At 65.6% G+C, this 12,584-nt stretch carries 10 protein-coding genes; 5 read left to right on the top strand and 5 right to left on the bottom strand.

Annotated elements, in window-relative coordinates:
- Positions 1 to 36: 36 nt before the first annotated feature.
- Both ACVW17_RS30635 and ACVW17_RS30630 read right to left on the bottom strand, forming a co-directional pair.
- Complete coding sequence (locus ACVW17_RS30635; protein ID WP_456755334.1) at positions 37 to 1,341, bottom strand: MFS transporter; 1,305 nt, start codon at positions 1,339 to 1,341, stop codon at positions 37 to 39.
- 240 nt (positions 1,342 to 1,581) lie between these two features.
- Positions 1,582 to 2,778 carry an acetyl-CoA C-acyltransferase gene (locus ACVW17_RS30630; RefSeq protein ID WP_456755333.1) on the bottom strand — a complete coding sequence of 399 codons (1,197 nt, stop codon included), beginning with the start codon at positions 2,776 to 2,778 and terminating at the stop codon, positions 1,582 to 1,584.
- Between the two features lie 452 nt (positions 2,779 to 3,230).
- Between ACVW17_RS30630 and ACVW17_RS30625 the strand changes: the two genes are divergently transcribed.
- Entirely contained in the window at positions 3,231 to 4,490 is a 1,260-nt protein-coding gene (locus ACVW17_RS30625; RefSeq protein ID WP_456755332.1) for an MFS transporter, read from the top strand.
- Positions 4,491 to 4,601: 111 nt separating this feature from the next.
- Here the strand turns inward: ACVW17_RS30625 and ACVW17_RS30620 are convergent, their stop codons facing one another.
- Entirely contained in the window at positions 4,602 to 6,881 is a 2,280-nt protein-coding gene (locus ACVW17_RS30620) for an FdhF/YdeP family oxidoreductase (protein WP_456755331.1), read from the bottom strand.
- A 208-nt stretch (positions 6,882 to 7,089) separates the two neighbouring features.
- Here ACVW17_RS30620 and ACVW17_RS30615 point away from each other — a divergent pair, with 208 nt between their 5' ends.
- Positions 7,090 to 7,485 (top strand): DUF5071 domain-containing protein, encoded by a 396-nt coding sequence (locus ACVW17_RS30615; RefSeq protein ID WP_456755330.1) that lies wholly within the window; start codon positions 7,090 to 7,092, stop codon positions 7,483 to 7,485.
- 47 nt (positions 7,486 to 7,532) lie between these two features.
- Here ACVW17_RS30615 and ACVW17_RS30610 read toward each other — a convergent pair whose 3' ends face one another.
- A complete protein-coding gene (locus tag ACVW17_RS30610; RefSeq protein ID WP_456755329.1) occupies positions 7,533 to 8,303 on the bottom strand; it encodes an enoyl-CoA hydratase in 771 nt (256 codons plus the stop codon).
- Between the two features lie 133 nt (positions 8,304 to 8,436).
- On the opposite strand from ACVW17_RS30610, the gene ACVW17_RS30605 reads away from it, so the two are divergent.
- Both ACVW17_RS30605 and ACVW17_RS30600 read left to right on the top strand, forming a co-directional pair.
- Complete coding sequence (locus ACVW17_RS30605) at positions 8,437 to 8,988, top strand: PaaI family thioesterase (RefSeq protein ID WP_456755328.1); 552 nt, start codon at positions 8,437 to 8,439, stop codon at positions 8,986 to 8,988.
- Between the two features lie 60 nt (positions 8,989 to 9,048).
- Positions 9,049 to 9,663 (top strand): TetR/AcrR family transcriptional regulator, encoded by a 615-nt coding sequence (locus ACVW17_RS30600; RefSeq protein WP_456755327.1) that lies wholly within the window; start codon positions 9,049 to 9,051, stop codon positions 9,661 to 9,663.
- A 383-nt stretch (positions 9,664 to 10,046) separates the two neighbouring features.
- Here the strand turns inward: ACVW17_RS30600 and ACVW17_RS30595 are convergent, their stop codons facing one another.
- Positions 10,047 to 10,961 (bottom strand): LysR family transcriptional regulator, encoded by a 915-nt coding sequence (locus tag ACVW17_RS30595; protein WP_456755326.1) that lies wholly within the window; start codon positions 10,959 to 10,961, stop codon positions 10,047 to 10,049.
- Positions 10,962 to 11,081: 120 nt separating this feature from the next.
- Between ACVW17_RS30595 and ACVW17_RS30590 the strand changes: the two genes are divergently transcribed.
- A complete protein-coding gene (locus ACVW17_RS30590) occupies positions 11,082 to 12,578 on the top strand; it encodes a CoA-acylating methylmalonate-semialdehyde dehydrogenase (RefSeq protein WP_456755325.1) in 1,497 nt (498 codons plus the stop codon).
- Positions 12,579 to 12,584 lie beyond the last annotated feature (6 nt).

Here is a 12,584-nt window from a genome sequence, read left to right as displayed (position 1 = left end):
GCATGGACGCCGGCCTGGCCGTGGCGGGCGGCGGCCTCAGGCCGCTGCCGGCCTCGGCTCAGCCACCGGCTTCGGTTGCGGTCGCGCGATCGCGAGCGTGATCAGCGCAGCGAAGACGCACAGCGCGCCGGCGATGAAGAACGCCGGCAGGTAGCTCTGATAGATCGTGCGCGACAGGCCGGCGCCGAACGCGGCCGCGCCGGCGCCGAGCTGATGGCCGGCAAAGATCCAGCCGAACACCAGATTGGCGCGCTCGGCGCCGAAGCGCTGCGCGGTGAGGCGCACCGTCGGCGGCACGGTCGCGATCCAATCGAGGCCGTAGAACATCGCAAACAGCGACAGGCCGTAGAAAGTGAAGTCGGAGTACGGCAGATACAGCAGCGACAGGCCGCGCAGCCCGTAATACCAGAACAACAGATAGCGATTGTCGTAGCGATCCGACAGCCAGCCCGAGATGATGGTGCCGAAGAAATCGAAGATGCCCATCGCAGCGAGCAGGCTCGCGGCCTGCACTTGCGGGATGCCGAAGTCGAGGCACATCGGGATCAGATGGACCTGGACCAGGCCGTTGGTCGAGGCGCCGCAGACGAAAAAGGTCGCGAACAGGATCCAGAACACCGACGATTTCGATGAATCGCGCAGGGTGCCGAGCGCGGCCGCCATGATCGGCGCATTGGCGGGCGGCGGCGCAGGAACGGGCGCGGTGCCCGCATCGCCGAACGGGCGCAGGCCGACGTCGCTCGGGCGGTCGCGCATCAGCATCAGCACGGCAAAGGCGGCGATGCCGAGCATGACGCAGACGAATCCGAGTGCGACGCGCCAGCCATAACGCTCGGTGATCGCAGCGAGCAGCGGCAGGAAGGCGAGCTGGCCCGTCGCAACGCTCGCGGTGAGCATGCCGATCACGAGGCCGCGTCGTGCCACGAACCAGCGGGTGGCAATGGTCGCACCGAGCACCAGCGCAGTCATGCCGGTGCCGATCCCGATCACGACGCCCCACAGCGCGATCAGCTGCCAGACCTGCGTCATCGCGAGCGACGCGACAAGGCCTGACACCACGATCAGTTGCGCCGCCAGCGTCACGTTGCGCAGGCCGTAACGGTTCATCAGCGCCGCGGCGAACGGCGCCATCAGCCCGAACAGGATGAAGCGGATCGACAGCGCCGAGGAGATCTCGGCCGTGGACCAGCCGAATTCCTTCTGCAGGGGAACGATGAAGACGCCGGGCGCGCCGACCGTGCCGGCGGAGATCAGTGCGGCCAGGAAGGTGACGGCAACCATCACCCAGCCGTAATGGATGTTGCGGCGGACGAGGGCGGAAGCAAGCCAGTTCGAGATCATTGGGTTCCGGATCAATTGCGGTGAAAGCTTTGCATGACGCACAATATGGCACGGGCTAGCCATGTCTAAAACGACATAGTTCCCTCGTTTTCGGACTCAGGGCGCGGAGCTACCGTGTCATGAGCGCCTTGTCCCGAGTTTCGTCATTGCGAGGAGCGAAGCGACGAAGCAATCCATGCTTCAGCGTATGCTGAGCAATGGATTGCTTCGCTTTGCTCGCAATGACGAGAACGCTACCGCTCAGTGCGTCACCCGCTCGATCGCGATGGCGGTGGCTTCGCCGCCGCCGATGCACAACGCGGCGACGCCGCGCTTCAGATTCTGCGCTTCCAGCGCGTGCAGCAGCGTCACGATCAGCCGCGCGCCGGTGGCGCCGATGGGATGGCCGAGCGCGCAGGCGCCGCCGTTGATGTTGAGCCGGTCACGCGGAATTCCGAGGTCGCGCTGCGCCGCCATCGCGACCACCGCGAACGCCTCGTTGATCTCGAACAAATCGACATCGCCGACGTTCCAGCCGACCTTGTCGAGCAGTTTTCGGATCGCCGGGATCGGCGCGGTGGTGAACCATTGCGGCTCCTGGCTGTGGGTGGCATGGCCCTTGATCTCGGCCAGCACCGGCAGTCCGTCGCGATCGGCCAGTGAGCGCTTCGCCAGGATCAGCGCCGCGGCGCCGTCGGCGTTGGCCGAGGAGGCGGCCGGCGTGATGGTGCCGCTTGCGCGGAACGCCGGCTTCAGGCCGGGGATCTTGGCCGGATCGACCTTCAGCGGATGCTCGTCATTGGCGACGATGCGGGGACCCGCCTTCTCGGCGAGCGTGATCGGCGCGATCTCGGCCTTGAAGGCACCGCTCTCGACCGCCTTGCGGGCGCGGCTCAGCGTCTCCATCGCGAACGCATCCTGGTCGGCGCGGGTGAATTGATAGGCCTCCGCGGTGGCCTCGCCGAAATCGCCCATCGAGCGGCCGGTCTCGTAGGCGTCCTCGAGCCCGTCCATCATCATGTGATCGATGATGCGGTCGTGCCCGGCGCGATAGCCGCCGCGCGCCTTCTGCAACAGATACGGCGCGTTGCTCATGCTCTCCATGCCGCCGGACAGCACGATCTCGGCCGAGCCGGCCGTGATGATGTCGTGGGCCAGCATGGTCGCCTTCATGCCGGAGCCGCAGACCTTGTTCACGGTGGTGGCGCCGGTCGCATCCGGCAGCCCGGCGCCGCGCGCAGCCTGGCGGGCGGGGGCCTGGCCCTGGCCGGCGGGCAGCACATTGCCCATGAACACCTCGTCGATCCGCTCCGGCGCCAGTTTGGCGCGCTCCAGCGCCGCGCCGATCACATGCGCGCCGAGCTTGTGGGCCGCGAGCGGCGCGAGCTCGCCCATGAAGCGGCCGAGCGGGCTGCGGGCGGCGGAGAGGATGACGACGGGATCGGTGCTGGTTGCCATGGCGGGATTTCCTTCAATGCCGGCGATTTTTGATTGAATTACATACATCATATGATGCGATGCAAAAAATGCAACTGCGGCTCTCATGACAAAATGTCGTATTCGGATGAGTTGGGAGCGGTGCGCAGTCCACCTCAATCATGCTGTCGTCCCGGCGACCGGGCCCATAGCCACCGCATTTCATTGTGGACGAGATTGTGGCCCGGCGTCGCGCAGCAATTGCCATTTGGGGTAATGGTGGCGGCGTTGGGCGAAGTCGGAGGTGGGCAGTGCAGCACGCTGCTGCCGATCCCGCCGCGCATGGCCGCATGCGGCGGCTTCGATTGACACCGACTCCGTCGGCGCTAGGCTGCCGGAACAGCAATATTTCCCAATAGAATCAAGATCTGGAATCGAGACCCCAGAAGAACCAAGAAAAGGGCAGGACACGCCGTGACACGCGTCATCGCGTCGTGAGCGGGACCACGCGGACTTCCGCGCTCGCGCCATTCCGCATCCGCAGCTATCGCTTCCAATGGCCGTCCGACCTGCTCACCTCGTGGGCGTTCGAGGTCGAGACGCTGGTGCTCGGCTGGTACGTCATGGTCGAGACCGGCTCGGTGCTGCTCCTGACGGTGCTCGCCTCGTTGCAATATGTCGGCACGCTGGTGGCCCCGGTGGTCGGCATGATCGGCGACCGCATGGGGCATCGCGATCTGCTCGCCGTGATGCGCTTTGCCTATACCGTGCTGGCCGGGACCCTCATGACGCTGGCGCTGACAGGGCATCTGGCGCCTTTGAACGTCATGATCATCGTCGCGATCATGGGCCTGATCCGCCCGTCGGACCTCGGCGTGCGCGGCGCGCTGCTCGCCGATATCATGCCGCCGGAGCAATTGGTCGGCGCCATCAGCCTGGCGCGCACCACGCAGGACTCGGCGCGGATCGCGGGAGCGCTGACCGGCGCCGGATTGTTCGCGGCGCTCGGCATCGGCTATGTCTATGTCGGGATCGCCAGCTTCTATTTCATCGCTGCCATCCTGATGCTCTGCATGAGCCGTCCGAAGTCGCACGGCACCGTGGACCATGCGGCGATCGACCTGCCGGGATCGAAACTGCTGCGCGACCTCAAGGAGGGCATCGTCTATGCCTGGAGCGGCCCGGGCATGCGCGCCGCGCTCTGCGTCGCTTTCCTCGCCAATCTCACCGCGTTTCCGCTGACCAACGGTCTGCTGCCTTATGTGGCACGCGACATCTTCCACACCGACCAGACCGGGCTCGGCTATCTCTCGGCGAGCTTTGCGGTGGGATCGCTGATCGGCTCGATCACGCTCAGCATGGCCGGCGGCGTGCGCATCGCGCGGCTTCTGATCGGCGCGACGCTCGCCTGGTACGCGATGCTGCTGGTGTTCGTCGAGCTCCGGACCATGCCGGTGGCGATGGCCTGTCTGCTGCTGGCCGGCATCGCGCAGAGCATGTCGATGATCTCGGCCGCCGTGATGCTGATGCGCAATGCCAGCGCGCATCTGCGCGGCCGGGTGATGGGCGTGCGGATGATGGTGATCTACGGCCTGCCGCTCGGCCTGCTCGCGGCCGGCAGCCTGATCGACCTGATCGGCTACACCGCGACCGGCACGCTGCTCGCCGCCGCCGGCTTCATCGCGATGCTCGCGATCGCGCTGCACTGGCGGGCCGATTTGTGGCCGGTCCATGCGCCGGCGAACGCGCGGTGAGACCGTCGTAGCCCGGATGGAGCGCAGCGCAATCCGGGAAGCCGTATCCGCGGATGACGGCCCCCGGATTTCGCTTGCGCTCCATCCGGGCTACGAAGGCCGCTGCGCACTCTACGCCGCCCGAGCCGCTCGCCGAACATGCACCGGCACCGACTTGTACGACGGCGTGCCGCTTTCCTTGTCCTGATAGTCGAGCGGCACCAGGCCGTTGGCTTCGGGATAGTAGGCGGCGACCGAGCCGCGGGCGATGTCGTAGGCGATTGCGGTCAGGGTGAGGCGGCGCGGCTCACCCGAGGGCAGCGCGGTCTCGATCTCGACCAGGTCGCCATGGGCAAGTCCGCGTTCGGCGAGATCGGCCGCGTTGCTGAACAGCACGTCGCGCCGCCCGAACACGCCGCGATAGCGGTCGTTCAGCCCGTAGATCGTGGTGTTGTACTGATCGTGGCTGCGGATGGTGGCGAGCTTGAGCACGGTCTTGTCCGTCAGGACGGGGTCTTCCTCGAGGCCCTTGAAGATCAGGAATTCGGCCTTGCCCGACGGCGTGGTCCATTTGCGCTCGGTCGGCGGCAGCGGCAGGCGGAAGCCGCCGGGAATCCGGATCCGAGCGTTGTAATCCTTGAAGTCGGGGAAGACGCCCTCGATGGCGTCGCGGATGCGGTCATAATCGGCGATCAGCTCGGTCCACGGCACCTTGCTCGCCGGCAAGGTCGCCATCGCCATGCCGGCAACGATCGCCGATTCCGACAGCAGATTTTCCGAGGCCGGGGTGAGCTTGCCGCGCGAGGCGTGCACCATCGACATGGAATCCTCGACGGTGACGACCTGCGGCCCCGAGGCCTGGATGTCCTGCTCGGTGCGGCCCAGCACCGGCAGGATGATCGACTGCTTTCCGGTCAGAAGATGCGAGCGGTTCAGCTTGGTCCCGAGATGCACGGCAAGCTCGAGCTTGCGCATCGCGGCCGTGCAGCGTTCGGGGTCGGGCAGCGCAATGGCAAAATTGCCGCCGAGGCAGATCAGCACCTTCGAGCGTCCGTCGTCGATCGCCTCCATCGCGGCGACCGCATCGTGGCCGTGATGCCGCGGCGGCCTGAAGCCGAAGGTGCGCTCGATGCCCTCGAACATCTGGATGTTGGGCTTCTCGGTGATCCCCACGGTGCGGTTGCCCTGCACGTTGGAGTGGCCGCGCAGCGGGCAGATGCCGGCGCCGGGCTTGCCGTAATTGCCCTTCAACAGCAGCAGGTTTGCGATCTGCTGCACATTGTCGGTGCCGCGCATGTGCTGGGTGATGCCCATGCCGTAGGTGACGATGGTGGCGTTGGATTTTGCGTACGCGGCGGCGACCTCGCCGAGCTGGGCGCGGCTGAAACCGGAGACGGTCTCGATCTTGTCCCACGGCGTGGCGCGCAGGTCGGCGGCGAACGCGTCAAAGCCATTGGTGTGCTCGGCGATGAAGGCGTGGTCGAGCACGTCGTGGCTCGAATCGTCCTTCTCGATCAGCGCCTTCATGATGCCCTTCAGCACCGCAGCGTCGGCGCCGACCTTGGGCTGGTAATAGGTCGAGGCGATCCGCGTCGAGCCGAGCGTCGCCATCTCGATCGGGTCCTGCGGATCGGCGAAGCGCTCCAGCGCGCGTTCGCGCAAGGGATTGAACACGATGATCGGCACGCCGCGGCGCGACACCTCCCACAAGGTGCCCATCATGCGCGGATGGTTGGTGCCGGGATTGTGCCCCATCGCGATGATCAGCTCGCAATGGTCGAAATCGTCCAGCGACACCGTGCCCTTGCCGATGCCGATCGATTGCGGCAGCCCGACGCTGGTCGCCTCGTGGCACATGTTCGAGCAGTCGGGGAAATTGTTGCTGCCGTATTCGCGCGCGAAGATCTGGAACAGGAACGCGGCCTCGTTCGAGGCGCGGCCGGAGGTGTAGAACTCGGCCATGTTAGGATCGGGCAGGCTGCGCAGGCTCTCGCCGATCCGCGCGAAGGCGTTATCCCATGTGATCGGCTGGTAGGTGTCGCTTGCGGCATCGTAGGCGAGGGGCTCGGTCAGCCGGCCTTCGTTCTCCAGATGGAAGTCGCTCCAGCCGAGCAGCTCGGTAACGGTGTGGGCGGCAAAGAATTCCGGCGTGACGCGCTTGCTGGTCGCCTCCCAAGTCACGGCCTTCGCGCCGTTCTCGCAGAACTGGAACGTGGAGGTGTGCTCCTTGTCCGGCCAGGCGCAGCCGGGACAATCGAAGCCGTCGGGCTTGTTGGTGCGGAGCAGCGTGATCGGCGCCTCGACCAGATCCATCTGGTCGCGCACCGCGATCGCGGTGGCCTTGAGGGCGCCCCAGCCGCCGGCCGGAGCATCATAGGGTCGGATACCGGGAACGTCGCGCTTCTGGACCATATGTCCTCCTGCAACTCTTGAGTGGTGCCCCCGTGCGTCTGTCCCGAAAGTGATTGTCTTGTTGACAGCAAGCGCCGCGATCCGCGAGACCGGTGTGCTGCGATCGACGTTCTCGATCTGGAACACCTGGCTCATAATTGAGCCTAGACTAGTGGGCTAGGGTTCGCGGTCAACAGTCTGTTAGGTTGTCTGTGGCGGTTTACCAGGAATGGACGGGCAAACGATGCGGTCGGATTTGGCGGCGCTTCTACCAAGAGACAAAATGGACACCGGGAGAGCCAAGGCTATCACTGCTTTGAGCCACGCCGAGGTCGAGCCGATCCTTCCGGCTCTCCTTGAATGGATGCAGGACATCAACTGGCCGGTGGCTCAGGTGCTGCAACCGTTTCTGGCGGGCATCGGTGAGCCGCTTGCTCCTCACGTTCGCAGCGTCCTAAAGACGGATGACGACGTCTGGAAAAGGTGGGTCCTGCTCCACATCGTTGCGGCGTCTCCGGAATTGCTGGCAATGCTGGGGGACGATATCGAGCGCCTCGCCACCTATCCGACACCCGGTGAGCGAGCGGAAGAGCTCGATATTGTCGCCAAGGGATTGCTGGTTTGACGGAGAGCGCGAGGCCGGAGTTCGCCGCGCTTCGAACCGCAAAAAATCTACCGCTTCCGATTCAGAAACCCCTGCAACAGCCGCTGCGGCTCGCCGGTCTGGAAGGATTTTCCGAACACGCCGACGCTGAGGTTGACCGACTCGGTCAGCGGCAGCTCTTCCCATTGGCGCAAGAGGTCCTTCTGGATGCGTAGCGCTTCGGGGCCGCATTCGAGCAGCGCCTTCACCGTGTGCTCGACGGCATCGTCGAGGCCGCCGGGCTTTGCCACGGTGTCGACGAGACCCCAGGCGAGCGCGGTCGGGGCGTCGATGTTCTCCGCGGTCATCATCAGCCAGCGGGCGCGGCCCCAGCCGATCAGGCGTGGCAGCAGCGCCGCATGGATCACCGAGGGGATGCCGACGCGCACCTCGGGCATTCCGAACATTGCATCATGCGCGGCGACCCGGACGTCGCAGGCGGCCGCGACCTCGAGGCCGCCGCCGAGGCACCAGCCGGGCAGGCGGGCGATCACCGGCGCCGGGAATTTGCGCACGGCCTCGCAGAGATCGCGCAGGCGGCTGATGAAGGCTTCGGCGGATGTCTGGTCGAGTGTCGCCATTTCCTTGATGTCGGCGCCGCCGATCATGCTGCGCTCGCTTTCGCCGGCGAGGATCACCGCGCGGATGGTCGGATCGGCGGCGAGGTGCTCAAAGCCTTCGCGCACGCCGTTGGTGACGGCTGAACTGACGATGTTCAGCTTGCCGGCGTTGCAGATCGTGAGGCGGACGACGCCTCTGTCGTCGCGGGCGATGCCGCACTGGGGATTGAGCATGTCCATGGAAATTGTCCCGGCGCAGGAATTGACCGCGCCATGTCCCGGACAAAGCAGGCCTCTGTCAAGCATCGGCGCGGCGGTTGCGCCGGCGGACGTGGACATATAGAATTATCTTCATCATATAAATGGAGCCGTCATGACCGCCGCCGAGATCACTGATCTTCATTCGTCCGAACTGACGCGCACGCGCGTGGTGGAATGGCAGGCGCCCGGGCCGGTGGCGAAAGCGGCGCTGCCGATGTCCGGGATCGCGGCGATGCGGGCGATCCGCGACGGCGCGTTGCCGCCGCCGCCGATGGCCAAACTGATCGGCTTCAGGATGGCCGCGGTCGAGGAGGGGCGCATCGTGATGGAACTCGAGCCGCATGAGAGCCTGGAGAACACCATCGGCCTGCTGCACGGCGCGACCGCCGCCGCGTTGCTCGATACCGCGATGGGCTGTGCGATCTCGACCCTGCTGCCGGCGGGGCAGACCTCGGTGACCCTCGACCTCAAGCTGACTTATCTGCGCCCGCTCTCGGCGCGCTCCGGGACCATCGCGGCCGAGGGCAAGGTGATCAAGCTCGGCCGCCAGACCAGCTACGCCGAGGGCTTCGTCCGCGACGGCAGGGGCAATCTTGCAGTGCACGCGACCGCGACGTTTTCCATGCTCGGTGGGGAACCCCAGACACCGAATAAGACGAAATAGATGCAGCGTCGCGGCTGCAAATCTGCTATTATATGATTAGAAACATTCCATGAGAGCGGCATGCGCTATTCGAAAGAGCACAAGCAGGAGACCCACGCGCGGATCGTGAAACGGGCCGCGACGCGGCTGCGCGAGAAGGGCGCCCACGGCATCGGCGTCGCGGACCTGATGAAGGACGCCGGCCTGACCCATGGCGGCTTCTACGCTCATTTCGATTCGCGCGAGGCGCTGGTGATCGAGGCCTTCAACTACGCCATGGACCGCGCCAACGAGCGTTGGCGCAAGGTGACCGCAGAGGTGCCGCCGGAGAAGCGGCTGGCGACCATCGTCGACGGCTATCTGTCGACTGTTCATCGCGACGAGCCGGGCCAGGGCTGCGCGGTGCCGGCGCTCGGCGCCGAGATCGCCCGCGAGAGCCCGAAGACCCGCAAGGCCTTTGCCCTCAAGCTCGACCAGATGATCGACATGATCACCGACCAGATCCAGGACGTGCCGCGCAAGGCCGCGCGCAAGCAGGCGATGGGTGTGCTCGCGACCATGCTGGGCACCATCGTGATGTCGCGGATCGCGGGCAATGGCGAAATGTCCGACGAGATCCTGAGCGCAGGCCGCGAGGCCGTGCTGGGACGGGCCACGCCAGCGAAGGCGCCGACGAAGAAGGCCAAGGTGAACTGACGCTTCGAGCGGCGTGCGCCGGACGTTGTCCGTTGTCCTGAGAGGATGTGAAGCTTTGTCCATCCACCGTTGTCGTCGCCCGGCTCGCCGCCTCCGCTAAAGCTTCGGCGTGCCAGGCATCTGTGGCCTCGTCGAAGCTTTGGCGGTGACGGGACCGGGCGACCCAGTACGCCGCGGCCTATCGGCTCAAGCACGGCCGTCTCTGGAATACTGGATCACCCGCATGCGCGAGTGATGACACTGAGCAAGGGGAGTAAGCCAATTCCGTCATCCTGAGGAGCGCGCAGCGCGTCTCGAAGGATGCACGGCCCGGCTGGTGGCCGTCGACCCTTCGAGACGGCCGCTTCGCGGCCTCCTCAGGGTGACGGGTCTGACTTGCCGCCTCACGTCCCGCCAAACAGCGTGCGTTCGGCCTCCACGGTCTCGTAGATATAGTCGGCAACCGCGCGGATGCGGGCGAGGTCCTTGCTGTCGGCGTGCATCAAGAGCCAGAAGGTGCGCGAGATCCGCACCTCGTCCGGCAGCACCGCCTGCAATTCGGGGTGGGCTGATGCCATGAAGTGCGGCAGCACGGCGATGCCGAAGCCGGCGATGGTGGCGTTGAGCTGCGCGATCAGATTGGCGCTGCGGAATTTCGCCGAGATTTTTGGCGAGACCTGCGGCAGATAATCCAGCTCCGGCGTGAACAGCAACTCCTCGATGTAGCCGACGAAGCGGTGCTGCGGCAGGTCGGCGCGTGCAGCAATGGCCGGTGCCTGCGCGAGATAGGCGGGTGCGGCATAAAGCCCAAGCGCGTAGTCCAGGAGCTTGCGGCCGACGATGCGGCCTTCCTTCGGCATGGTCAGGCTGATCGCGATGTCGGCCTCGCGCTTGGAGAGCGAGAACAGCCGCGCGGTGGCGACGAGTTGCAGGTCGAGATCGGGATACCGCTCGGTGAACTTGACCAGCCGCGAGGCCAAAAAATGACTGCCGAAGCCGTCGGGCGCGCCGATCCGCACCGTGCCGGTGAGATGTGCGCGCGAGCCGCCGACCGCCTCCTGGTTGGCGACGATGGTGGATTCCATCGCCTCGGCGCTGTCGGCGACGCGCTGGCCGGCCTCGGTCAGCAGATAGCCGGTCTTGCGGCGATCAAACAGTTTTGCGGAGAGGTGGCCTTCCAGCCGGTCGACACGGCGGATCACTGTGGCATGATCGACGCCGAGCTGCTTGGCGGCAGCCGAAACTGACCCGCCGCGCACGATGGCAAGCACGAAACGGAAGTCGTCCCAGTCGATTGTGCCGCCGCCTTGATCCAGCATTTCCGCACATCTATGGTGCAATTTATCGGACTTGAATCCTATAAAATGCAGGGTCAATAGGGTTTGTAAAGCGATCTCGCCGCGCGGAGCGGCGATTCACGTCTCCAAGGGAGGATATTCATGCGCTCGATCGGACATTTCATCGGTGGCAAGGAGGTCAAGGGCACATCGGGCCGTACGGCCGACGTCTTCGAGCCGATGACCGGCGAGGTTCAGGCCAAGGTGGCGCTGGCCACCAAGGCCGAGGTCCGCGCCGCGGTCGAGAACGCCAAGGCGGCGCAACCGGAGTGGGCCGCGACCAATCCGCAGCGCCGCGCCCGCGTCATGATGAAGTTTGTCGAGCTGGTGCAGCGCGACTACGACAAGCTCGCCGAATTGCTGGCGCGCGAGCACGGCAAGACGGTTCCCGACGCCAAGGGCGACATCCAGCGCGGCCTCGAAGTCGCCGAGTTCGCCTGCGGCATCCCGCATCTGATGAAGGGCGAGTACACCGAGGGCGCCGGCCCCGGCATCGACATCTATTCGATGCGCCAACCCCTGGGGGTGGTCGCCGGCATCACGCCGTTCAACTTCCCGGCGATGATCCCGATGTGGAAGTTCGCGCCCGCGATCGCCTGCGGCAATGCCTTCATCCTCAAGCCCTCGGAGCGCGATCCCGGCGTGCCGATGAAGCTCGCCGAACTGATGATCGAGGCGGGCCTGCCGGCCGGCATCCTCAACGTCGTCAACGGCGACAAGGAAGCGGTCGACGCCATCCTCGACGATCCCGACATCAAGGCGATCGGCTTCGTCGGCTCGACGCCCATCGCACAGTATATCTATGAACGCGCCGCGCAGACCGGCAAGCGCTGCCAGTGCTTCGGCGGCGCCAAGAACCACGCCATCATCATGCCCGACGCGGACATGGATCAGACAGTCGACGCCCTGATCGGCGCCGGCTACGGCTCGGCCGGCGAGCGCTGCATGGCGGTGTCGGTTGCCGTCCCGGTCGGCAAGACCACCGCCGACCGCCTGATGGAAAAGCTGATCCCGCGCGTCGAGTCGCTCAAGATCGGCACCTCGGTCGATCCGTCGGCCGATTACGGCCCGCTGGTGACCCGCGAGGCGGTCGAGAAGGTCAAGAGCTACATCGACATCGGCATCAAGGAAGGCGCCAAGCTCGCGGTCGACGGCCGCGGCTTCAAGATGCAGGGCTACGAGAACGGCTTCTATCTCGGCGGTTCGCTGTTCGACAACGTCACCAAGGACATGCGGATCTACAAGGAAGAGATTTTTGGTCCGGTGCTGTCGGTGGTGCGCGCTCACGACTACCACGAAGCGCTGGCGTTGCCGTCGGAGCACGACTACGGCAACGGCGTCGCGATCTTCACCCGCGACGGGGATACCGCGCGCGACTTCGCGGCCAAGGTCAATGTCGGCATGGTCGGCGTCAACGTGCCGATCCCGGTGCCGATCGCCTATTACACCTTCGGCGGCTGGAAGAAGTCGGGCTTCGGCGACCTCAACCAGCACGGTCCCGACTCGATCCGCTTCTACACCAAGACCAAGACGGTGACCTCGCGTTGGCCGTCCGGCGTCAAGGACGGTGCGGAGTTCTCGATCCCGACGATGAAGTGATGGTGT

The sequence above is a fragment of the Bradyrhizobium sp. USDA 4473 genome (assembly GCF_054063335.1).
The sequence above is the reverse complement of the archived record's forward strand: the minus strand, read 5'-3'. Positions and strand labels throughout refer to the sequence as shown.